Below are 21,503 nucleotides of genomic sequence, written 5' to 3' on the forward strand. Positions count from 1 at the left end.
TTAAAACTAAGGAGGAGTACAAATGAATACACAAAAATTTACACAAAAATCGACGCAAGCTATAATGAATGCCCAGGCTGAAGCCATCCAAAGAAACAACATGCAAGTTGAAGCAGAGCATCTTCTATTTTCTCTGCTGACACAAGAGGGTGGCCTCATCCCACGTCTTATTGAAAAGATGGGTCTCAATCTTGATTTTACGCTTAAGACTGCAGAAAATTTCATTGCAAAAATCCCTTCCGTATCAGGTCCTGGAAGAGAACAAGGAAAGGTGTATGTTTCTTCAACTGTTGAAAAAATTCTCTTAGAAGCAGAAAAACAGTCCAGTGCATTCAAAGATGAATATGTGTCTGTTGAACATATAATGCTGGCTTTTTTTGAGATCAAAAGTCAACAGATAAAAGAAATTTTTGAAAAGACTGGAATTGAAAAAATCAAGTTTCTCGAGGCCCTTAAATCGGTAAGGAGCAGCAGCAAAGTCGTAAGCGACAACCCCGAAGAAACGTATGAAGCGCTTTCCAAATATGGATATGATCTTGTGGAAAGAGCCAGAATGCAAAAACTCGATCCTGTAATTGGACGTGATGATGAAATAAGAAATGTAATAAGGATTCTTTCAAGAAAGACAAAAAATAATCCCGTGCTTATTGGGGAACCTGGAGTAGGAAAAACTGCCATTGTCGAAGGGCTTGCAATCAGAATACTCAAAGGCGACGTGCCTGAGGGACTTAAAGACAAGACTATTTTTTCTCTTGATATGGGATCACTCATTGCAGGGGCAAAATTTAGAGGAGAATTTGAAGAAAGACTCAAAGCCGTATTAAATGAAGTAAAAGAAAGCGAAGGACGCGTTATCCTTTTCATAGATGAGCTCCACAATATAGTAGGCGCTGGAAAAACTGAAGGAGCAATGGATGCAGGAAACCTTCTCAAACCTATGCTGGCAAGGGGAGAGCTTCACTGTATAGGGGCCACTACTCTTGATGAATACAGAAAATATATTGAAAAGGACGCAGCCCTTGAACGAAGATTCCAACCTGTTATTGCCGATGAACCAAGCGTAGAAGACACTATAACCATACTTCGTGGTCTAAAAGAAAGATATGAAGTGTTTCATGGTGTTTCCATCGCCGACAGTGCCCTCATAAGCGCAGCCACCCTTTCTCACAGATATATAAGCGACAGATTCCTTCCTGACAAGGCCATAGACCTTGTAGATGAAGCGTGCGCCATGATAAGAACGGAAATAGATTCCATGCCTACCGAGCTTGATGAGATTTCCAGAAAGATAATGCAGCTTGAAATAGAAGAAGCCGCACTGAAAAAAGAATCTGATAAACTTTCCATCGAACGCCTTGCTCATACTCATAAAGAGCTTGCCGAACTAAGAGAAGATTTTAATGAGATGAAAGCAAGATGGGAAAATGAAAAAGACAGCATAAGCTCAGTACAAAAACTTAAAGAAGAAATAGGAAACATAAATGCCCAGATAGAAGCTGCAGAAAGAGCATATGACCTTGAAAAACTTGCCGAACTTAAATACGGAAAACTCCCTCAGGCAATAAGTGCACTTGAAAAAGCAGAAATCGAAAGTGAAAAATCAACAAAAAACACTCTACTAAGAGACAGAGTTACAGAAGATGAGATTGCAAAGATTATAGCAAGGTGGACAGGTATTCCTGTTACAAAATTACTCGAAGGTGAAAGAACTAAAATACTTCACCTAGATGATATTCTTCATGAGCGCATCATAGGTCAGGACCAGGCCGTGGATAAAGTATGTGAGGCAATAATAAGGTCTCGCGCCGGAATATCAGATCCAGACAAACCAATAGGGTCCTTTCTTTTCCTTGGTCCTACTGGAGTAGGTAAAACAGAACTTGCAAAAGCTCTAGCAGAAAACCTATTTGACGATGAAGACAATATAGTAAGAATAGATATGTCTGAATACACGGAAAAATTCAATGTATCAAGGCTTGTTGGAGCGCCTCCTGGATATGTAGGCTATGAAGAAGGTGGTCAGCTTACCGAGGCCGTAAGAAGAAAGCCTTACAGCGTTGTTTTATTTGACGAGATAGAAAAAGCTCACAGCGATGTATTTAATATCCTTCTTCAAGTCTTAGACGACGGAAGAATAACAGACTCTCAAGGGAAAACTGTAGATTTTAAAAACACCATCATAATACTGACCTCTAATCTAGGTTCAGAGTATTTGCTCGATGGCATAGATTCTAATGGTAATATTACAGAAGAAGCTGAAAACCATGTAATGTCTCTTTTAAAGACTTCTTTCAGGCCTGAATTTTTGAACAGACTAGATGAAATAGTATTCTACAAACCACTTACAAAACCTGAAATTGTAAAAATCGTGGAGATACTGATAAGAAAAATTCAAAAAAGACTCATCGACCAGCAACTTTTACTGACTGTAACGGATGAAGCGAAAAAATTTATTGCCGACAATGGTTATGACCCGGTCTATGGGGCAAGACCACTCAAAAGGTTTATCCAAAGCAGACTGGAGACTATGGTTGCAAGAAGGATAATTGAAGGAAGCATCTCACCTGATGGACAAATCACAGTTGATTCCGACGGCGAAAAATTATTTGTTCGCTGATAAATTTAAACTCGCCAAAATATTTTATACTACCATTATTTTAACTTAAAAAGGCTGCTGCTCAATTTTGAGCAACGGCCTTTTTAAGATTTATTTTTATATCAGTTTTTTCCCAGTTTCGCAGTACTCTTTCATTATCTCTGAAGGTACCATGCTTCCCCCTGTCGCCCATGCAAGGTGAACTACAGAGTCTTCTCTTCCCTCAAGTTTTGCAGATTTAAGGTACTCATGACCTTCTTTGTCTGTGAACATCCTGTATATCCCTGCAACTCCTGCAAGTGCTGATGTCTCAAGATAAATACGTTCTTGCTCGGACATCATATACAAAAGCCTGAAGAGGTTTTCATCCGTTACGGTATAGCATCCACTCACAAGGTTTTCAAGAGTCTTTCCGACAAATCCTGAAGCTCTTCCAACTGCAAGCCCATCTGCACTTGTGATATTATCTATTCCAAAATCCTGAACACTATATTTGTCGTGAGTCGATGTCATACATCCCATTGTCATGCATGGTGAATGAGTCGGCTCTGCAAAGAAGAAGTGAACATTTTCCTTAAATACAGTCTTAAGGCCAAATGCCACCCCACCCGGTCCTCCTCCAACTCCACATGGAAGATATACAAACAGCGGTGTTTCAGCGCTCACATTTATTCCTTTTTCCTTAAGCTGCTTTTCAAGCCTAAGTGCAGCAACGGCATAGCCCATGAATAAATTTACTGAGTTTTCATCATCTACAAAATAACTCATAGGGTCCAGGTCTGATAGTTTTCTTCCTTCTTCTACTGCCTTGCTGTAGTCCGATTCATATTCAACTACTTCCACGCCTTTGCTTCTAAGCAAATCTTTCTTCCACTGCTTTGCATCCGCAGACATGTGCACCGTTACCTTAAATCCCAGCTTTGCACTCATTATCCCTATACTCAGACCCAGATTTCCAGTAGAACCCACCGCTATAGCATATTTTGAAAAGAATTTTTTCATTTTGTCATCTGCAAGTTTTTCGTAGTTGTCATCGTAGCTGAGGAATCCATTTTTTATGGCAAGGTCTTCTGCATGTTTAAGGATTTCATATATGCCCCCTCTGGCTTTTATCGATCCTGATATTTTCAGCTCATTATCGCATTTGAGCATAACTCTTCCTTTTATTTCAGATGAAAAGTACCTGCTCATCTCTTGTTTCATATCTGGTATGTCTCTTAGAGGTGATTCTATTATTCCCCCATCTTTTGCAGTCTCTGGAAATACCTTTGCAAGATATGGCGCAAATCTTTTAAGTCTGTCTGATGCATCTTTTATATCCTCGCTGTCTACAGAAAGACGTCCTGCTTCTTCATCAAAGGTCTTGCAATGGTTGTTTGTCCAAAATATTTCCTTAAGAGCTATCATATCATTCATCTTTGGATATTTTTGAAGTATCGCCTTCATATCATCGTTCATAATTTACCTCTTTCTAATTTGCATATTTCTACAAAGTTATTATTTTGATATTATTTGAATATTGCTATAATTACATTATATATCTGAATCTCATCTATAGCAAATGAATTTACTGCAAAAAAACGCAGTAGGCAATAGAGCGCCTCCTGCATTTTACATGTTATCCTTTACAATTTTTTATCTCTTTATTATGCTTCCATAGTTTTAAGGTCTTTTGAAACAATAAGTGTTGCTTCAGTTGCTGCCTGCACATCTTCTACTGTGTAGCCTTCTGCTATCTCAAGAAGCTCAAGTCCTTTTTCTGTAACTTCCATCACGCCCATCTCAGTTATGATAGTATTTACCTGATGTTTTCCAGTAAGTGGAAGGTTGCATTTTTTAAGGATTTTTGGTGCTCCCTTTGCAGTATGCTCCATAGCTATGATAACTCTTTTTGCTCCTGCTACAAGGTCCATTGCTCCGCCCATTCCTGGAACCATCTTGCCTGGTATCATCCAGTTTGCAAGGTTTCCTTCTTCGTCTACCTGAAGGGCTCCAAGTACTGTAACGTCAACATGTCCACCTCTTATTATAGCAAAGGATGTAGCCGAATCAAAAAACATTCCACCTGGTTTTATTGTAACAGGCTGAGCACCTGCATTAACTATAAACTCGTCTTCACAGCCACACTCTGGCGCTGGTCCTAATCCCAAAAACCCGTTTTCTGACTGGAATGTAACGTCCATATCTTCAGGAATATAGTTTGCAACCAGTGTTGGCATACCTATTCCAAGGTTTACTACGTCTCCGTCTTTCAATTCTTTTGCGACTCTTTTTACAATCAGTTCTCTAGACATTATGCACTCTCCTTATATTTATTAGTATACTTATCCTTGTACTATATAATCTACGCAAACACCCGGTGTCATTACCATATTAGGGTCCAGTTCTCCAACTTCGACTATTTTGTTTGCCTGAACAACTACTGTATCTGCTGCCATAGCCATCATTGTATTAAAGTTTCTAGCAGCTTTTTCGTATACTATATTTCCTTTTTTATCAACTGTGTTTCCAAATATGAATGCTACATCTGCTCTTAGTGCAGTTTCAAGAAGATATTCTTTACCGTCTACTGTAATCTTTTGCTTTCCTTCTTCTACAATAGTTCCCAGTCCTGTCTGAGTAAGTATTCCACCTAATCCTGCTCCGCCTGCTCTTACCTGCTCTGCCAGTGTTCCTTGTGGGACAAGAGTAACTTTCATCTCACCTGAGTTCATCTGGTTGCCTGTCTCTTTGTTAGTTCCTACGTGTGAGGCAATAACATGTTTGATCTGCTTGTTAACAACCCATTTGCCTACACCTTTGTCTACAAATCCAGTATCATTGCAGATTAAAGTAATATCTTTTAATCCTTTTTCAGTAACTGCATCGATTAGCTTTTCAGGAGTTCCACATGCAAGAAATCCCCCTACCATAATTGTCATTCCATCTTTTAAAAGATCCATAACCTGACTGATTTCTACAACTTTTTGTTTCATAAGCTTTTCCTCCATTATATGTTCTCATTTTGTTAACGTTAACGTTATTTTTATAACTATATAATATCATCTAAATCAGCTCTTGTCTACACTTAAAACCCAACGTTTCAAAATAAAAAAAACTTCAGCTTTTGATTTGTTAAATCATAAGCTGAAGCCGCATTTTAGCTAAATTCTTTTATTATATTTTCTACTATTCTCTGTGCAGCTTTTCCATCTCCATATGGATTGTTTGCTTTTGACATAGCTTCATATTCTTCTTTGTTGTCCATCAGAACGCTTACCATATCTATAATAGTATCTGTATCTGTACCGGCTATCTTTACTGTGCCCGCCTCTACTGCTTCTGGGCGCTCAGTCTCAGTCCTCAAAACTATAACTGGCTTGCCAAGACCTGGCGCTTCTTCTTGTATACCGCCAGAATCTGTAAGTATGAGATATGATTTGCTCATAAGTTTTGCAAAGGGCTGGTATTCAAGTGGCTCTGTAAGAATTATGTTGGGAGATTCTCCCATGATTTTTTTTGCTGTATCTCTTACCAGCGGATTTTTGTGCATGGGGAATATAATTTTGCAATCTGAATATTTTGATGCAAGTGTTTTTATTGCAGTAAATATGTTTTCCATAGGTGTTCCCCAGTTTTCTCTTCTGTGGCACGTCAGCAGTATAACTTTTTCATTTTCAAAATCTATATTTCTTAATTCTTCAGATTCAAATTCATAGTCTTTGTCTGTCACGTAATAAAGAGCGTCTATTACTGTATTTCCTGTAATAATTATGTTTTCGTCTTTTACGTTTTCCAAAAGAAGATTGTTTCTATTGAGTGTTGTAGGCGCATAATGCCATGTGGCAAGTCTGCCTGTCAGCATTCTGTTCATTTCTTCTGGATATGGGGAGTATATGTTTCCTGTCCTTAGTCCCGCTTCTACGTGACCTACAGTTACTTTTTGATAAAATGCAGCAAGTGCCGCAGAAAAAGTTGTCGTGGTATCCCCGTGTACGAGTACTATATCTGGTTTGTATTCGCTCAAGACTTCTTCGACGCCTTTGAGCACTCCACTTGTAATGTCTGTTATAGTCTGTCCATGTTTCATAAGGTTTAAATCAAAATCAGGTTTTATTTCAAATATTTCAAGTACCTGATCCAGCATTTCTCTGTGCTGAGCGGTAATTAGTACTTTGCTTTCTATAAGGTCACTTCTTTTTTCAAGTTCTTTAACCAGAGGGGCCATCTTTATAGCTTCTGGTCTTGTCCCAAATATACTTACTACTTTAATTTTTTTCATTTGTCTTAACGTCCTCCAGTATCTTTAGTTTTTTGACTCCAAAAAGTATAAGCAGAGCATCTGCTGTTATCACAAGTGCCGCTGCAAGATAATCAGATCTGAGTATCAAAAGTGAACTTGCTCCAAGCGTTGCTGCTATTGCATAAAGAAATACTACAGTTTTTTTCTGACTCAATCCTTTTGCAAGAAGCCTGTGATGAAGATGGCCCTTGTCTGCTTCCATTATAGGTTTCCCGGCCAGATATCTCCTTACTATGGCAAAGGTAGTATCGAGGATAGGGATTGCCAGTGCAAAAATAGGAATAACAACTGCTAACACGGTTGCTCCTTTGATGGTTCCTTGAACGGCTGCAACAGACAGTATAAATCCTAAAAACAAAGATCCGGTGTCTCCCATGAATATTTTAGCAGGATTGAAGTTATGGGGAAGAAATCCAACTGCCCCTCCTGCAACGCACATAAGAAGCGTCGCTGTGGTGTATTGTTTTGAAAAAAGTGCAACAGCCGTCAGTGTAAGCGCAGCTATGGCCGATATTCCCGCTGCCAGTCCATCGAGTCCATCTATGAGGTTAACTGTGTTGGTTATCCCCACTATCCAGAATATGGTTACTGGAATACTTAGCATGTTTAGAACTACCAGTGTCTCTGCCTGGAAGGGATTGGTAAAGAAATTAATCCTGATGCCTGCCCATGTCACAATGCCTGCACAAAGTATCTGTATTAGAAGTTTTGTCTTGGCCTTTAAAGGGGCAGTGTCGTCAACTATGCCCATGCATACTATTATAAGACTCGAAAGCATTATTGCAAGAAGTGCCTGAGTCGGCTTTATGAATATCATCGCCGATATAGCAAATCCTGTAAATATAGCCAGTCCTCCCAGTCTTGGAACAGGCTTTTTGTGAACTCTTCTATTGTCCTTAGGTACATCTATTGCACCTATCCTATATGCGAGGTTTATAACAAAGGGTGTTATAAAATAGCACACCAGCGCACTCACAATAAAAGCTAAAATTGGTTTTGTCATTTTACACCTCAATAATTTGTAATTATTTAATCATCATTTTTTACATTATTAATATCCCGCATTTACATCTTCTATCAGGCTATCATCATTTTCTATCCAATGTCTTACTTCTATTTCTCTATATTCATCTTTAGTGTCTCTTATGTACACTTTGTCTATACCAGAGTTTATTATCAGTCTTTTGCAAATAGAACAGGAGTTTGCGTTTTCCACATAATTTGAGTCTTTATAGTTTTTTCCAACCATATAGAGGCTGGCTCCCATCATGTCTTTTCTGGGCGCAGAAATAATGGCGTTCATCTCGGCATGAACGGATCTGCACTTTTCATACATCTGGCCTCTTGGAATCTGGAGTGTTTCTCTGTAACAATAGTTCAGGTCTGTACAGTTTTTTCTTCCTCTTGGTGCCCCAGAATATCCAGTTGCAATAATTTCATCATTTTTTACTATTATGCATCCATAATTTCTCCGCAGACAGGTGCCTCTGCTTGCTGCTGCCTCGGCTATGTCAAGATAGTAGTTGTTTTTCTCTCTTCTCACGTCATCCCTCCAAATACTTATTTTACATCAATTTTGAATTTAAAGCTATACTTTATGGCAAAGAATTGGTAATTTATCATTTATATTAGATTTTATCTATATTGGTAGAACATTTGAACGTTTTGTTATATAATAGTTTTGTAGATATAATTTACTTAAGGGAGGTTTTCATGAAATTATCGTTTTTTGAAACTATTGACAGAACAGTTAACATTCTTGAGGAGATGTCACCCCATTATGAATCTGTATCTGATAAATTATCAGCTTTTTTTGAGGCACTAATGCATGAAAAAATGCAGCCTGTTGTAAGTGTCAACAGGAGAGTAAAATCATCCAAGAGCCTTAGAGAAAAGATTCTAAGAAACAAACTTTATCAGAAACACGGGACTTCGGAGGAAATTTTGGATAATCTTCCTGACCTTATCGGAATAATGATATTCTGCCGTTTTGTGCACGAAGAAATTGATATCTTTGAAATTATAAAAAAGTTTTTTTCTGATACTGACGTAGATGGATGGTATTACAACCAAGAGCTTAAAAATATGCCTATATACCTTAATCTATCTGAAATCCAGCCTCAGAAGCAAAAAAACGGGTTTTCCATATATAGAATTGACGGACATTATTATTCTTATGGTGAAAAAATTAATTTTGAACTTCAGATCAAGTCTCTTGTACATTCCTTCTGGTCTGATATAGAGCACGAAGTAATATATAAAAATAACAATTACATGCTTATAGACAGCTTTATGAAGGATATGCTGAGTTCTATACATCAGAATCTCGAGTCCATAGATAAGCAAATTGCACTCATATACAATCAAATGAACAGTCTTTCGTCTTCTCAGAAAAATCCTGATAAGGTTTTAAATGAAGAATTTTCAAAGCTTATATTAGCCAAGTCTATCAATGATATTTTTATTGAGAAAATGCATGAAAATATTGGTTTTACAATAGATTTCAAAAAAGCATGTGATATACTAAGCCAGTATATATTTGTAAAAAATGAAATCGTCTACCAAAATCTTTCAAGTCAGACAATGCTGGAACTCCTTACTCGTATAAATTATATTTCTAAAAGATTTATAGATTTTGAAACTCCAGTATACTTTGAACATAAATTTAAACCAAAGAGCAGGTTTGGAGAGATTCTTGGTAACAAACTTCTTGAAATGATAAATATCGATTTCGAGTGGAATGTTTTCTTTAAAATCCTTTTTGAGATAGAACCTGGAAGCAACATCGATGACTTTGAACGTTTTCTTTCTATAATAAAAGCAAGATATGCTGATGCAGACCTGTACCAACCTATCTTTTCAAAATTCAATTCTTCTGATGCTTCTTATATAAAGGATGATATTATTACCGCTATAGCCCGCTCACTTGCTAATGTCGAAACCATCAACATCATCTATGAGGATAATTTCCTTTCTATATGCTCAAAGATTGCAAATTTTGTTCTTTCTATATCAGAAACTTGTTCTACAGTAGATGAATGGGAAGATTTCAAGAGCACTGAGCTTCATCAGTTTGAAGCACTTGTGTCTGAATCTATAGCTTAATATTAAAATAAAACCTGCCGGAGAAGTATGTCAGTGCAAATACACTGTTTTTACTTATGTTTCTCACGGCAGGTCTTTTTATATTTCCAGACTCAGTTCTTTTATGTCCATCGCTTTGCCACCAACTCTTACGGCTTCTATTACGGTGTTCTTATTAAGTACGCTTAGATTGAGGCTTGCACTTATAAGGGATGCTCTGTCCATTGTGTAGCCTTGCTCAAATTTCATGTTAATAGTTCCATTGAGCCTAATCTTAGATTTAAGATTATTTTCATAAAGATATCCCGCTAAAGCCCCGCTTGAGGTTCCTGTTGCGGATTCTTCGTCTATGCCAAAGAGTGGAGCAAAGTTTCTACACTGGGCAGTATAGTGGTCATTATCAGTCTCAAGTGTAAAGACATGATATCCTGTTATGTCATATTTCTTACTAATCTCTGTGATAAGGTCCATATCCGGACTTATTGATTTAAGGCAAGCTAAACTCTCTACTGGAATAATCAAATCCTTTAACCCCGTGGAAACTACTTGCATCTTCTGGGTAATATTAGGGCCTTCTACGTATTTCATAATCATAGAATTATTTTTTAAATCCGCTACATAATTTTTAATTCCTGTATTTTCAGCTTTTATTCCCAGAGATTTACATACCAAAACGTAGTCTTCATCAAATGGCTCTATCATATCAAAAAATTCTGGTGAGTTTTGGTCCATCATAACGGTGCCGTCTTCCCATACTTCAACAGATAGTATTCCAGCACGGGTTTCTTGTCTGTATTTACCAGGTTTTATTATTCCCTTGTCATACATAGCATAAAAAGCTCCTATGGTCGCATGGCCGCAAAGATCCACCTCAGCTTCGGGAGTAAAAAACCTTAGTCTGAAATCAGCTTTTTCTGAGTCCATGACAAAGGCTGTTTCTGAAAACCCTACTTTTTTTGCTGTTTCAAGCATCTGTTCATCAGTCAGTGATGATGCATCCAAAACTACTCCTGCCGGATTTCCGCCTCCGCTGTTTACTGCAAATGAATTTAATGTAATTACCTTTATATTCATATTCGACCTCTATCCTTTGCTTATTTTAAATCTAAAAATCCGGGACACAATAATTGCATCCCGAACTTATTTTTAATCTTGTTTTTAACTCAGATTATTTTATTATTAAAAGATCTTTTGGATATTTATTAAGTACTTCACATCCATCTTTTGTAACTATTACAAGGTCTTCTATTCTTACTCCAACTTCACCTGAAAGGTATATTCCTGGCTCTATTGAGAATATCATTCCTTCTTCTACTGGCATTGTATTGATTGATGATACATCACCATAATCATGGCACTCTATACCAATTGAATGTCCAGTTCTGTGTGTAAAGTATTTTCCATAACCTTTTTCTGTTATATAGTCTCTTGCTGCTGCATCTATGTCACAGAATCTTACGCCTGGCTTAACTGCTGCTATGGCTCTAAGGTTTGCTTCTTTAACTATTTCAAATACTTCTCTTCCTTTGTCAGAAACCGACTTGTAAAATGCTGTTCTTGTCATATCTGAACAGTATGAGTCTTTTACGCATCCGATATCAAATATTACTGAATCTCCCTCTTTTACAACTGTTTTATCTATATCGTGGTGAGGGTCTGCTGCGTTTGCTCCAAATCCTATGATTGGGTTGAATGAAAATCCATCAGCTCCAAGTTCTTCATATATTCCTGCTAGAAGTTGAGACATCTTTACTTCTGTTATGCCTTCAACAAGCTCTTTTTGAATTTTTCCCATAGCTTTATCATTAAGTTCAGATGCTATTCTCATTTTTTGTTTTTCATCTTCGTCTTTGTTCATTCTTACTCTGTCAAGAATCTCTGAACCATTAATATAGCTTGATGCTCCATTAAGTTCCATCAGTCTAAGAAGGAATTTTGCTGGCCATACCTTGTCTACTCCAAGTGCTTTTGAAGAATCAGTATGCTCAGCTACGAAATTCACGCCGTCTTGTGTATCATTGTACCAGATTTTTTCTGCTCCAAGATCATCTGTAACAGGGAACAATTCATTGATAAATATTTTGTGATCTCCGCCTGCTTTGATTAGAAGACAAAGAAGTCTTTCACCTGGATGAATCCACTTCCCAGTTAAATAAAATATTCCAGCTGGATCTGAAATCAGTATTTGCTCTAAATCCTGTTTTTTCATCAATTCCATTACTTTTGATAGTCTTACTTGATTCATGTTATTTCTCCTTTAAGTATTAATATTTTGTTGCTACTTATATGATACATCAAAAAATAGCTAATGTCCAAATAAAAAAAATCACATGTATTGCGAAGTGTCTTTGGGCTTTCCCTTTGCACAAAGTCTGTTTTCTATGATTTCTTTTACTATGTTGTAGGTAACCGCCATAGTTGGTACCCCAAGTATAACTCCTGTAATTCCAAAAATACCTCCACCTGCAAAAATAGCCAGAAAAACCCAGAAACCAGAAAGTCCAGTAGAGTCTCCTATTATCTTTGGAACCAGTATATTTGCGTCTAACTGCTGAAGTACAAGCACAAGTATGGCAAATCCAATTGCTTTTGGAAAACTTACCATAGATATTATAAATATTGATGGCACCGCTCCTATAAAAGGTCCTATGACCGGTATAATGTTTGTAACAGTTACTATCATGCTTACAAGCAGGGCATATGGCATTCTTAATACGCTCATAGATATAAAGCATATTATACCAAGCACTGCCGCATCGGTAAGCTGCCCTGATATATATTTTGAAAAGATTCTATTTGTCATTTGCGCTTTTTCAAGTATATAGTCTGCTGACTTTTGAGGAATTAGTGCAAATATGGTCTTTTTTATTTGCGCTGCAAACTTTTCTTTTCCAGCAAGAAAATATATGGATACTACTATTCCTATTATTATATCCACCAGCTTTCCTGAAACCGAAAGCAGGATATTTACAGCAGCTGGAAGCAGCTTGGATACAATCTCTGATGTCTTCGAAATCAGTGTCTGAAAGGCAGAAAGAAACTGTTCGACAAGGCTTGAATTGAAATCTATCTTGTTTACTATCCCTTTTGTGAAATTGTCTACATTTTCCATATACAAGGGAAGATTTGATATGAAAATCGATATACTGTCTGAAAGCTGGGGGATTATAATTGAAACAAAGCCCGTCAAAACTACTACTGAAAACAGGAGCGTCGTGCTTATAGATAAGCCCCTTATAAGCTTTTTATATTTTTCTTTTTTGATTAATCTATAATAAAATTTTTCTATATATTTCATTGGATTTTTAAGAAGATAGGCTATTACAAATCCGTATACAAAAGGGGACATCATTCTTGTGAAATTTCCTATTCCCTTAAATATGCCCGATAGATTAAGAATTACAAAATACACAATTATAGCTCCTGAAAATGCGAGCAGGTTTGACAGCGATCTTTCCAGTATGTCTTTTTTTATTACAAGCCTTGCCATTATTTGTCTCCTGTCATAAAAATTAAATATTTATATTATTTTTGTCAATTGTAATTATAATATCACTGACATCAAAATTTAATCTCAGCTTATCTGTTATATGCTTTTTTGTATCTGCTATCTGTTTCTCTGAGTATAAGGATGGTACCACAAGATCAAATATAATTACGCCGTTTTTATCAGGTACAATTCTAAAATCGTGTATATCAAGTTCTTTATCCATTTCTGAAATTATATGTTTTGTTCCGTGATATAATTTCTTTACTTTTATATCGTCATAATTTATCGGATCCATATGAATTATAAGATCAATACATAGTGCCTGGGATATTTCTCGCTCCGCTCTGTCTATAATCTCGTGAGCATCAACAATATTCATCTTATCTGATACTTCAGCGTGGATAGTCGCTATGTTTCGACCTCCTCCATAACAGTGTACCACAAGATCGTGGCTTCCTCTTATACCCTCAAATGACTCTACTTTTTCTATTATGTTTTCAACTAGTTCTTTGTCTGGAGCCGTCCCAATAAGAGGATCTATTGCATCTGTCACTATTTTCCAGCCGTTATAGATAATGAAAAGTGATACTATAAGACCTACATAACCGTCAATTGGAAACGAAATCAGTTTTGAGCTTAGCAGAGATAATACAACGACTGAAGTCGTAAGTATATCACTCTTGCTGTCTGCTGCCGCGGCTTTGAGTGAAGAAGACTTTATCTTTTCTCCTGAAGTCGAGTATAATCTTGCCTGCCATATTTTTATGCCTATTGAAAGAAACAGAATTATAAGTGTTATATAGCTGAAGTTGATTTTTTCTGGATATCTGATGCGGTTTACTGATGTGCTTAGAAACTTAAATCCAACAAAGACAACCATTACAGCTATTATGAGCGCAGATAGATATTCCGCCCTCGCATGTCCAAATGGATGTTTTTCGTCAGCAGGTTTGTCTGAAACAGCAAACCCAACTATAGCCACCACTGAAGAACCTATGTCGGATATGTTATTTACTGCATCTGCTATAACGGCAATACTGTTTATATATAGGCCTATTGCTATTTTTATTAGTGAAAGGATGGTATTACTTATAATCCCCGCTATCCCGCACAGATAACCATAGGATTTAATAACTTTACGGTTATTTACGTCTTCATGATTTTTTATAAATTTCTTTATTATGAATTCTATTATCATATCTACACTTTCTTTTTTATATAATCAGTTTCTGCAGTGCTAACCTGATGTTCTCCAAGATGTGATGTGTCTACTTCGCTTATTATTTCTATCTCATCTTTCTTAAGATCAAAAATACTTATGCTGCAGTTTGTTATAAATGGTTTTTCCCAGAATTTGCTTATCTCTAAATTCCTTATCATTACAAAAAGTGCCTTGATGAATACTCCATGCGATACTGCCAGTATTACATCATCGTCTTCATGTTCATTTCGGAGTCTGTCAATAAAAAGCTCTGCTCTTTTTATAACATCGTCAAAACCTTCCCCGCCTTCTACCGGAACAAAATTTTCTGGTTTTTTAAAATAGTTGAGATAATCCTGTTCCGATTCAGGAGTGCTGCATATTTCTTCCATTGTTTTCCCCTGCCACTCACCATAAGACATTTCCGCTATATCAGGTTCTATAATGTATGTTGTGTCAGCCCTTCCTTCAAGGATAATATCTGCCGTTGCCATTGCTCTTTTTTGATGGCTTGTATATACTCTTGTAAATTCAATATCTTTAAGTGATTCTCTTATCTTTACTGCTCCTCCAACTCCTTTTTCTGTAAGAGGAGAATCAAGCTGCCCCTGAAGAATATGTTCTTTGTTCCACTGTGTCTCTCCGTGCCTTACTAAATATAATTTCATTATGTCTTTTATCTCCTTATCCATATTAGTTTGTATTACATTATACTATGTTTTTATCAGTAAGTCACTCGTGTTCCTTCTTTAAGTTTTTCATTGTCTGGTTCTGCCACTACAATGTCTCCTGTATCTATTCCTTCTAATATTTCTGTCATAGTAGCTGTCTCAATTCCTGATTTGATCTTCTGGATTTTTATTTTGCCATTTTCCACCTTTAGGATGTGGTCTTCTCCATCTTTTTCAAATATACTCATTTTAGGTATAGACAGTGTATCAGGCTTGTCAATTGTGGTAAATTTTATATCCAGGCTGTATCCTACAGGGATATATGTTTCACCTTCAAATGATGTTTCTACTATCATCTTCTGTTCTTCCAGCCCCAGACTCGACGTCCTGGTAAGGGCAAAATCTGATATTTTAACTATCTCCCCTTTAAATTCCTTTGTTGTATTTTTTGTTTCATATATTATATCTACTGTATCGCCTTCTTTTAATTCCGCTGCCACGTCTGCCCCTATCTCCGAAATTACAGTTTTGTCATCAGAAGAACTTATCTCCGCCACCGCGCGCTGTGGGCTTACAAAATCTCCATCTGAGAAGTTTAACGATGTTATTATCCCATCAAAAGGAGAAAAAATCTGCGCTTTTGATTTTTTTGAAAGCAGGGCATTTTTCTGACTCTGAAGGCTTTGGATCTGTCCATTGAAGTAGGTATTCATAGCCGATGAGTTTTTTTGCATTATTCCAAGATTCTTTTCTTGTATTTTTAATTCCGCTTCCATATTTTTTAATGCATTTTCCATAGACTTGATTTCACTTTCAGACAAGCCCCCCAACTCAAAAAGTTCCTGAGATATGTCCATATCTGTTTTTGCTTTTTCCAGATTGCTTTTTATATTCTCAATCTGTATTTTTTGAGCTTCGATTTCTCTGCTTTGTGGGTTTGTCATTCCTGTTGCATTTTTCTGACCTGTGATTGAACTTATCTGTGCATTTATCTGAGAAACTGCATTTTCTATATTTTCAGGATCTATTTCAGCTATAAGCTGGCCTTTTTTTACCCTGTCACCGAGCTCTGCAAATATATCTACCTCTCCATCAAAGGAAGAAGACAGCGAAATCGTTCTTCCCGACTTTACTATACCAGTTTCTCTTACGGTCTCTTTTAAGTTTTTCTTCTCTCCTATTTCAATAACCGTAATTTTTTCTTCCTTATATACAATACTTATTACAGCGGCCAAAGCCACCAGTAATATTAAGGCGCCTGCAATAATCTTATATTTTTTCTTCATTATAAGGTCTCCTTATTCATTGGATTTAAGTGCGTCTACCAGATTTAGTTTTTTTATCTTCCTAAAAGCCGCCACCTGACCAAATACAACGGCTGAAATTGTAATCAAGATAGCCAGCATATAGAACTTTACATCAAACTTTGCTGGAATATAATACATATCAGTATCGAGAAAGCCTATCATCAGAGTGAGAAGGAATTGTGTGAGCGGGGCCCCAAGCAGCATTCCAAATATGGACAGTACCCACTGTTCAAAGCTTATTATATCAAAAACTTCTTTTTCACTCATGCCAAGTACCATCATCGATGTCATTTCTCTTTCTCTTTCCGATATGACTGTAATAGTTGAATTGTATGTTATGGCAAATCCTGTAACTACAGCTATAATGCCAAGGTAGAGTATTTCGATTATAACCAGTCCCATCATCTTTTCCATGGTCTTTATAACTGAATCAGATATGTTTATCCCGCTTACATAGGGGCTTTCTATATACTTTTCTTTTAAATCTATCTGTGACTCCTCATCTGATGATATTATTATTTTATTTGCTCTGCCTGGATATCCTATTATCTGCGATAAAGTGTCCAGATTCATATAACCGTTGGAACCCATCAGTTGTTCTTGTATATTAGAAATCATTATCACAGTTTCTTCTTCCGGGTATTTTGACATAGGAGAACTCATATAAATATAGTCTCCTTTTGATGCATTTATGCTCTTGGCTATATTAGGTGTTATAGAAAGCTGGCCTGGCTTGAGTCTTATCTGTTTTTTTTCAGAATCCACTGGCGTATACAAGATTCCACTTGCATCTAAGCCTACCAGAATACTGTCTTTTTTCAAATTATCTTTTCTGAAGGTCACAGGGACTTCTATGAGTGCTTCTGATTTTTTTATGTTATTTTGTTCTATCTCGGCAAGTGTATTTTCAATGTCTCTGAATCCACTGAGCTGGACCTTTATGTCATATTTTTCAACGTAGTCATATCTGTCATATACCATAGGAAGCATCTGCCCCATAAGTGTCCATGGAACGGCGCATATGCCTACAGTAAATGAAACCCCAAGGATAATAAATATGCCTCTTGACTTATTTCTCCCAAGATTTCTGAGTCCTATTCTTCCTGTCATCTCAAGCGCATCCATTACAAATTTGGATTTTTCTATTCCAAGTTTTTTACTGAATTTTACAGGACTCTTTGGTCTCATGGCTTCAGAGGGTGAAAGTTTTACTGATTCACGTCCCCCAAGATATCCTGTAATCACACTGAAAATCAAAGCCGCTATGATTGATATCAATATATATTTGTAACTTACATCAGCGGATACAAATGGCATATTAAAAAATTGTTTATACGTGCCCATAAGCGCACTTGAGAGCATAGTCCCTAATATTGCTCCTGTGATTGCACCTGATATTCCCATTATCGAAACATATACTATATAATGAAACAATATCTGGCCATCAGAAAATCCAAATGCCTTAAGCAGTCCAATCTGGCCTCTTTGAAGCTCTACAAGCCTCTTTAGCATAATGTAGACTATGGCCCCTGCTATGAGTAAAAACATAACTGGCATTGAGGTTGAAATCGCTGCTATGGCTTCGAGTTCTATTTTCATGATCGAATTACTCTGCTGGTCTTCGGCTTTATATATTCTCATAAGTCCGTAGGGTTTAAGTATTGCGCTTATCTCTTCTTTTACATCCGAATAAAGGTATCCATCCTCAAGCTCAAATATTATATTATTAAAACTTTCATCTCCAATCAGATTTCCTGCCAAATTTATGTCTGTATATCCTATGCCAAACAGGCTGCTGTCAGGAAGCATCTCCGAAGCATCCCTGGTTGTAAATATATTTTCTGCACTTCGCCCGATGCCAGTGATTAAAAGGCTAGACACTTTACCATTATAAATTATATCTATATTATCTCCTGCTTTGTATCCATTTGCCTCTGCAAATATTGGATCTATTACTATCTCATTGTTATACAAAGGACGTCTTCCTTTTTCAACAATATATTTACACAAAGATGTCCCTCCTGCAAAAAACCTGATATACTTGCTTTCTACCAGTTTTTGAGACTCTTTGTCTTTTACTATAAAATCTACTACTACTCTTGCGTCTACAGTTTTAACCCCTTCTATAGTTCTCAGAGTACGGATTTTTTCTCTTGGAAATGAACTGATTTCAGAAAATACGTCAGCGAAGTTTGAATCTTCATAAAAAACATCTTTTGACAGATTTAATACCTCATTTACGTTGGACATAAATGAATATATAATCAGCGCAATAGATATCAATATTGTCGCTGCAATATTTGCAGCTCTGTTTGTCCTGAGATCTCTAAATATTTTTTTAAGCAAAATCATGTTTGCCTCCCTCAGTGGCATTGCCTCTACTGTCAAAGCTATATTTGTGCATCATCTATATCAGATGGATTTTCGTTAACTATTATATCTATTATCTTTCCATCTTTTAGTACCATTATCCTGTCAGCTATGTTGGCAATGGCATTATTATGAGTTATGATTATCACGGTTTTTGAAAACTCTCTGCAAAAATTATAAAGCACCCTTAGGACCGCTTTTGAAGATTTTGAATCAAGGGCGCCTGTGGGCTCATCGCATAAAAAAACATCCGGATTTTTTGCAAGTGCCCTTGCTATGGCCACCCTTTGTTGTTCTCCTCCTGAGAGTTGGGACGGAAAATGGTCTTTTCTGTCTGAAAGTCCTACTTTTTCAAGCATATCTTCGGATTTGAGATGCGACTCTGATATTTCTCTTGCCAGGTCCACATTTTCAAGTGCTGTAAGGTTTGGAAGCAGATTGTAAAACTGAAAAATAAATCCAATATTCTTTCTTCTATATAATGTAAGGTTTTTTTTGTTCATGTCATGGACGGGCTTTTTATCAAAATACAGCTGGCCTTCAGTCGGATTGTCCATTCCTCCAATAATATTAAGCATTGTTGATTTTCCAGAGCCTGATGGGCCAAATATAACAAGCAGTTCTCCTTTATGTATTTCAAAATCAACGTTGTCGAGCGCTTTTATCTCTACTTCTCCCATTACATATGTCTTTTTAATATTTATGCCCTTTATAAGTACTTCTTTTTTAATCGACTTATTATCCATTTGATTACCTCTGTTGAGTCTCCAGTTTGTTTAGCACAAAATTTAATATTCATCTTATTTATTATACCCAATGATTGTGATTTGAAATAAACATGTAAGGGTTTTGTGGTACAATATATATATATGAAAAGGAAAGGATTTAAACTTATGAAAAAAATTGCATCTTTATTTATTTCTATTCTCCTCCTGAGTACGTCGTCTGCATTTGCTTTAAGCCCAATGCAGAATACTTTTGACAATCTGGAAAAATTTATTTCCAATTATGTGATTCCTCGTGAGGATAAAACCCCTCCTGTCCAGTCAGAAAAAGTCATCCTTGGAAATGAAAGGCTGCTCAGCGAATACTCTAACCTGATAAGGGGAAAGAAACTGGGACTTGTGACAAATCAGACCGGGGTCGATTCAAATATGGTAAAAACTGTAAACAAATTATACAACTATAAAGAAGCTGAGCTTACTGCCATATATTCTCCAGAGCACGGCCTCGATGGTAAAGTACTTGCAGGACAATATGTCGATTCCTATGTCGATAAAACTCTGAACCTGCCTGTATACAGCCTTTACGGCAAGACTAGAGAACCCTCCAAAGCCATGGTGGAAAATGTAGATGTCATTATATTTGACATGCAAGACATTGGTTCAAGAACCTACACCTATATGTCAACTCTAAACTATGTAATGAGAGCTGGGAAAAAATACAGCAAACCTGTAATCATCCTTGACAGGCCTAATCCAATTGGCGGAAATACCGTGGACGGCTATATTGCTCAGGATAAATACCTTACATTTGTAGGTGTTGACAATCTGCCTCTTGCTCATGGTATGACCTCTGGTGAACTGGCTCAGTTCTTTAACAGAAAAATAGGTGCTGACATTACAGTAGTTCCTATGGACAACTATACAAGAGACATGATATGGCAAGATACAGGGCTTAAATTTGTGGCTACGTCTCCAAAAATACCTGATATATATTCGGCCTTTTGCTACATTGCAGCAGGTATGGGCGAAGGTACCAGTGTGGGACAAGATGATTATTTTAAATGGGTAGGATCTGCCGGAATAAACTCACTTGAGTTTGCAAACAAACTTAACTCGAGCGGCCTTTCAGGAGTTAACTTTTCTCCTGAAACCAGGGGGACCAGGGGCGGTGTCAGAATTAATATAACCAATTTTCACAAATATAACCCCGTTGAAACTTCTATATATATTATTTCTACTGCAAATTCAATGAAAACACTTACTATCCCAACCGAACAAAATGGGGTTATACCTATGTTTGAAAAGATCTGGGGTGGAAATAAATTCGGAAATGCTCTTAGAAACAAATGGAGCGCTGAAAAAATCATAGAAAGTTACCAAAATGAATTGAATAATTTCAAATCAGTGAGAGAAAAATACCTAATATATTGATCCAAAAAGGGGGCTGTCGGGAAATAGCCCCCAAAGAAAAAAGCGACTAGTTCGCTTTTTTTAATGCAAAAAAAAACAAAAAAAAATGACAAAATAATATTGCCATCTTTTCCCGTTATATTTTATAATATAACTGCCCATGAAACAATATTATAACCAATTTTTTGAAAAAGGACAACAGGTTATTAATTTTAATCTTTACACAATAGGTTTACCTGCTGACGATCCAGTCTATACCCTAATAAATGTATTGGAGGATTTCGATTTTTCTAGCTTACTGGCTAGATACTCAAACAAGGGAAGAAAAGGCTATAACCCTATTATGTTATTTGCAGTATTGCTTTAC

General features: G+C 36.7%; 17 protein-coding genes and 1 pseudogene. 4 read left to right on the forward strand and 14 right to left on the reverse strand.

Annotated features, from left to right (window positions below; all coding sequences use genetic code 11):
• The first annotated feature begins 22 nt into the window (after positions 1 to 22).
• A complete protein-coding gene (gene clpB / locus G558_RS0101685; protein ID WP_028828619.1) occupies positions 23 to 2,617 on the forward strand; it encodes an ATP-dependent chaperone ClpB in 2,595 nt (864 codons plus the stop codon).
• 96 nt (positions 2,618 to 2,713) lie between these two features.
• On the opposite strand, the gene G558_RS0101690 is transcribed toward clpB, so the two are convergent.
• From G558_RS0101690 to G558_RS0101715, 6 genes are all read right to left on the reverse strand, one after another.
• Positions 2,714 to 4,054 carry a D-serine ammonia-lyase gene (locus G558_RS0101690; RefSeq protein WP_036931367.1) on the reverse strand — a complete coding sequence of 447 codons (1,341 nt, stop codon included), beginning with the start codon at positions 4,052 to 4,054 and terminating at the stop codon, positions 2,714 to 2,716.
• Between the two features lie 188 nt (positions 4,055 to 4,242).
• Entirely contained in the window at positions 4,243 to 4,890 is a 648-nt protein-coding gene (locus G558_RS0101695; RefSeq protein ID WP_028828621.1) for a CoA transferase subunit B, read from the reverse strand.
• 30 nt (positions 4,891 to 4,920) lie between these two features.
• Complete coding sequence (locus G558_RS0101700; RefSeq protein ID WP_028828622.1) at positions 4,921 to 5,571, reverse strand: 3-oxoacid CoA-transferase subunit A; 651 nt, start codon at positions 5,569 to 5,571, stop codon at positions 4,921 to 4,923.
• 164 nt (positions 5,572 to 5,735) lie between these two features.
• Positions 5,736 to 6,857, reverse strand: coding sequence for a non-hydrolyzing UDP-N-acetylglucosamine 2-epimerase (wecB, locus tag G558_RS0101705; RefSeq protein ID WP_028828623.1), 1,122 nt, complete (start codon positions 6,855 to 6,857; stop codon positions 5,736 to 5,738).
• The gene (locus G558_RS0101710) at positions 6,844 to 7,881 is read right to left on the reverse strand and encodes a glycosyltransferase family 4 protein (RefSeq protein ID WP_028828624.1); all 1,038 of its coding nucleotides are present in this window, start codon (positions 7,879 to 7,881) and stop codon (positions 6,844 to 6,846) included. Before G558_RS0101710 ends, wecB begins: the two co-directional genes overlap by 14 nt.
• Before the next feature lie 48 nt (positions 7,882 to 7,929).
• A complete protein-coding gene (locus G558_RS0101715) occupies positions 7,930 to 8,421 on the reverse strand; it encodes a deoxycytidylate deaminase (RefSeq protein WP_028828625.1) in 492 nt (163 codons plus the stop codon).
• A 170-nt stretch (positions 8,422 to 8,591) separates the two neighbouring features.
• Between G558_RS0101715 and G558_RS0101720 the strand changes: the two genes are divergently transcribed.
• Positions 8,592 to 9,983, forward strand: coding sequence for a GTP pyrophosphokinase (locus G558_RS0101720; protein WP_028828626.1), 1,392 nt, complete (start codon positions 8,592 to 8,594; stop codon positions 9,981 to 9,983).
• A gap of 78 nt (positions 9,984 to 10,061) precedes the next feature.
• Here G558_RS0101720 and G558_RS0101725 read toward each other — a convergent pair whose 3' ends face one another.
• The 8 genes from G558_RS0101725 to G558_RS0101760 form a co-directional block, all read right to left on the reverse strand.
• Positions 10,062 to 11,036 carry a PhzF family phenazine biosynthesis protein gene (locus G558_RS0101725; protein ID WP_028828627.1) on the reverse strand — a complete coding sequence of 325 codons (975 nt, stop codon included), beginning with the start codon at positions 11,034 to 11,036 and terminating at the stop codon, positions 10,062 to 10,064.
• 94 nt (positions 11,037 to 11,130) lie between these two features.
• A complete protein-coding gene (locus G558_RS0101730; protein ID WP_028828628.1) occupies positions 11,131 to 12,207 on the reverse strand; it encodes a M24 family metallopeptidase in 1,077 nt (358 codons plus the stop codon).
• A gap of 81 nt (positions 12,208 to 12,288) precedes the next feature.
• A complete protein-coding gene (locus G558_RS0101735) occupies positions 12,289 to 13,452 on the reverse strand; it encodes an AI-2E family transporter (protein ID WP_028828629.1) in 1,164 nt (387 codons plus the stop codon).
• 22 nt (positions 13,453 to 13,474) lie between these two features.
• Complete coding sequence (locus G558_RS0101740) at positions 13,475 to 14,650, reverse strand: cation diffusion facilitator family transporter (protein WP_028828630.1); 1,176 nt, start codon at positions 14,648 to 14,650, stop codon at positions 13,475 to 13,477.
• 2 nt (positions 14,651 to 14,652) lie between these two features.
• The gene (locus G558_RS0101745) at positions 14,653 to 15,321 is read right to left on the reverse strand and encodes a histidine phosphatase family protein (protein WP_028828631.1); all 669 of its coding nucleotides are present in this window, start codon (positions 15,319 to 15,321) and stop codon (positions 14,653 to 14,655) included.
• A gap of 56 nt (positions 15,322 to 15,377) precedes the next feature.
• A complete protein-coding gene (locus G558_RS0101750; protein WP_028828632.1) occupies positions 15,378 to 16,610 on the reverse strand; it encodes an efflux RND transporter periplasmic adaptor subunit in 1,233 nt (410 codons plus the stop codon).
• 12 nt (positions 16,611 to 16,622) lie between these two features.
• On the reverse strand, positions 16,623 to 18,983 hold the full coding sequence (locus G558_RS0101755) for an ABC transporter permease (protein ID WP_028828633.1): 2,361 nt from the start codon (positions 18,981 to 18,983) through the stop codon (positions 16,623 to 16,625).
• 38 nt (positions 18,984 to 19,021) lie between these two features.
• Positions 19,022 to 19,747, reverse strand: coding sequence for an ABC transporter ATP-binding protein (locus G558_RS0101760; protein WP_036931368.1), 726 nt, complete (start codon positions 19,745 to 19,747; stop codon positions 19,022 to 19,024).
• A gap of 147 nt (positions 19,748 to 19,894) precedes the next feature.
• Here G558_RS0101760 and G558_RS0101765 point away from each other — a divergent pair, with 147 nt between their 5' ends.
• Positions 19,895 to 21,157 (forward strand): DUF1343 domain-containing protein, encoded by a 1,263-nt coding sequence (locus tag G558_RS0101765; RefSeq protein ID WP_028828635.1) that lies wholly within the window; start codon positions 19,895 to 19,897, stop codon positions 21,155 to 21,157.
• A 139-nt stretch (positions 21,158 to 21,296) separates the two neighbouring features.
• Positions 21,297 to 21,503 (forward strand): annotated as a pseudogene (locus G558_RS14145) (hypothetical protein); the annotation flags it as partial.

Source organism: Proteocatella sphenisci DSM 23131 (genome assembly GCF_000423525.1).
In the GTDB taxonomy this organism is placed as follows: Bacteria; Bacillota; Clostridia; order Peptostreptococcales; family Filifactoraceae; genus Proteocatella; species Proteocatella sphenisci.

What these genes read in the sequence shown, in the direction of transcription:
- G558_RS0101755 (WP_028828633.1), bottom strand. Translation starts at nt 18,983, where the DNA reads ATGATTTTGCTTAAAAAAATATTTAGAGATCTCAGGACAAACAGAGCT.
- G558_RS0101760 (WP_036931368.1), bottom strand. Translation starts at nt 19,747, where the DNA reads ATGGATAATAAGTCGATTAAAAAAGAAGTACTTATAAAGGGCATAAAT.
- G558_RS0101745 (WP_028828631.1), bottom strand. Translation starts at nt 15,321, where the DNA reads ATGAAATTATATTTAGTAAGGCACGGAGAGACACAGTGGAACAAAGAA.
- G558_RS0101720 (WP_028828626.1), top strand. Translation starts at nt 8,592, where the DNA reads ATGAAATTATCGTTTTTTGAAACTATTGACAGAACAGTTAACATTCTT.
- G558_RS0101690 (WP_036931367.1), bottom strand. Translation starts at nt 4,054, where the DNA reads ATGAACGATGATATGAAGGCGATACTTCAAAAATATCCAAAGATGAAT.
- wecB (WP_028828623.1), bottom strand. Translation starts at nt 6,857, where the DNA reads ATGAAAAAAATTAAAGTAGTAAGTATATTTGGGACAAGACCAGAAGCT.
- G558_RS0101765 (WP_028828635.1), top strand. Translation starts at nt 19,895, where the DNA reads ATGAAAAAAATTGCATCTTTATTTATTTCTATTCTCCTCCTGAGTACG.
- G558_RS0101695 (WP_028828621.1), bottom strand. Translation starts at nt 4,890, where the DNA reads ATGTCTAGAGAACTGATTGTAAAAAGAGTCGCAAAAGAATTGAAAGAC.
- G558_RS0101735 (WP_028828629.1), bottom strand. Translation starts at nt 13,452, where the DNA reads ATGGCAAGGCTTGTAATAAAAAAAGACATACTGGAAAGATCGCTGTCA.
- G558_RS0101750 (WP_028828632.1), bottom strand. Translation starts at nt 16,610, where the DNA reads ATGAAGAAAAAATATAAGATTATTGCAGGCGCCTTAATATTACTGGTG.
- G558_RS0101730 (WP_028828628.1), bottom strand. Translation starts at nt 12,207, where the DNA reads ATGAATCAAGTAAGACTATCAAAAGTAATGGAATTGATGAAAAAACAG.
- G558_RS0101710 (WP_028828624.1), bottom strand. Translation starts at nt 7,881, where the DNA reads ATGACAAAACCAATTTTAGCTTTTATTGTGAGTGCGCTGGTGTGCTAT.
- G558_RS0101740 (WP_028828630.1), bottom strand. Translation starts at nt 14,650, where the DNA reads ATGATAATAGAATTCATAATAAAGAAATTTATAAAAAATCATGAAGAC.
- clpB (WP_028828619.1), top strand. Translation starts at nt 23, where the DNA reads ATGAATACACAAAAATTTACACAAAAATCGACGCAAGCTATAATGAAT.
- G558_RS0101725 (WP_028828627.1), bottom strand. Translation starts at nt 11,036, where the DNA reads ATGAATATAAAGGTAATTACATTAAATTCATTTGCAGTAAACAGCGGA.
- G558_RS0101700 (WP_028828622.1), bottom strand. Translation starts at nt 5,571, where the DNA reads ATGAAACAAAAAGTTGTAGAAATCAGTCAGGTTATGGATCTTTTAAAA.